This is a genomic window from Emticicia sp. (assembly GCF_049241225.1).
In the GTDB taxonomy this organism is placed as follows: Bacteria; Bacteroidota; Bacteroidia; order Cytophagales; family Spirosomataceae; genus Emticicia.
On record NZ_JBMLRC010000248.1, the window covers coordinates 1 to 1,542 of the forward strand.

General features: G+C 33.5%; 1 protein-coding gene. It reads right to left on the reverse strand.

Annotation, left to right across the window (positions count from 1 at the left end; all coding sequences use genetic code 11):
* Window positions 1-105: 105 nt before the first annotated feature.
* Window positions 106-1,293, reverse strand: coding sequence for an ATP-binding protein (locus ACOVO2_RS13290; protein ID WP_421770448.1), 1,188 nt, complete (start codon window positions 1,291-1,293; stop codon window positions 106-108).
* Window positions 1,294-1,542: the final 249 nt, after the last annotated feature.

Below are 1,542 nucleotides of genomic sequence, written 5' to 3' on the forward strand. Positions count from 1 at the left end.
AGTTTCTCTAAATAATTATCTTTTGCCATTCGTTTCTCTTTTTGGACTGCAAATTTAGTAGTATATTCTCAAAAAGCATCATAAATTAAGTGAGCATAGCAAAGATTACTGATAAACATTCAAATTGAATCGAACCAAATTTTGAGCTAAGGTTGCAATACTACAAACCCAAACATTTGTTTTTAACTGATAGTCAGTAGCCGAAGGCGTTATAATTAATAAAGGAGGATTTCCTAAGTCATTGAGAGCAATTGTATTTCCTTTAGAAAGTGTTGGCGAATCAGAAAGTTTGATTTCAATGGCAAGCGAGATTTCAGTTCCTTGCTCAATTACTAAGTCAAGCTCCGAACCATCTTGCGAACGATAAAAAAACGGTAAAGCATCTTGTGGCAATTGACTCACAACTTCTTGAATAATATACCCCTCCCATGAGCCTCCTGCAACAATATGCCCAAGAAGCGATTCATGGGTGCGAATATTGAGTAAATGATGCAAAAGTCCGCTATCTCGGATATATATCTTGGGCGATTTCACCAATCTTTTACCAATATTTACAAAATATGGTGCAAGTCGCCTTATCAAAAAGGCCTGCTCTAAAAAATCAACAGCTTTAGAAACGGTTGGCTGACTAATACCCAACGAATTGGCAAGCATCGAATAATTGACAATTCCGCCTTGAATACTACCTATCATCATCAACAAACGTCGCATCAATAAAGGCGAAACGGAAAGTCCCAACTGCGGCAAGTCTCGCTCAAGATAGCTTCTTAAAAAATCAGTTAGCCAAATATTTCTACTCTTATCATTTTTTGCCAAATAAGCATTCGGAAAACCACCCCAAAGCCAGTGTTCTTTATAATCTATTGGTTCGTTGGCGGAAATTTCTCGGTAATGAAAAGGGTACATTTCTATATAAGATATTCTACCAGCCAATGATTCTGATGAATTTTTTAATAAATCTGGCGAAGCAGAACCCAATAAAATAAAGCGTCCTGCTTGTCGATTTTGGTCAATTAGTCCTCGTAATAATAGAAATACATCAGGTAAACGATGAATTTCATCAAGTATAACTATCTGACTATCAATACTTTTCAATAAAATCTCGGCATCAAAAGAGAATTTAGCTAAATCGGAGGGTATTTCTAAGTCGAAATAAATACTTTCTTTTGGTAGTTCTGATTGCAGAGTTTTTACCAAAGTTGTTTTACCGACTTGTCTTGGTCCTAAAATCGCAGTAGCGGGGAAATGATTAACCCGAAATAGAAGTTCTTCAGTAATTTCTCTATGAATCATAGCAATAGGATTATTCCTGTAAATTTAATATTTTATTTTTAAAATGCAGGAATAAAATTTATATAAAAATCAAAAATTATCAGAATACACAAATAACTGAAAGGCGTTTTCAAAAAAGTGTGGCACACCTCTTTATCGCTGATAACAAAATGTAACAGACTTTTTAATATTTATTAAAATAATTTATTATTAAATCAAAAATAAAAAAATAAATTTTTGTTTGCAATTATACCACGAAAAGCCGAATTT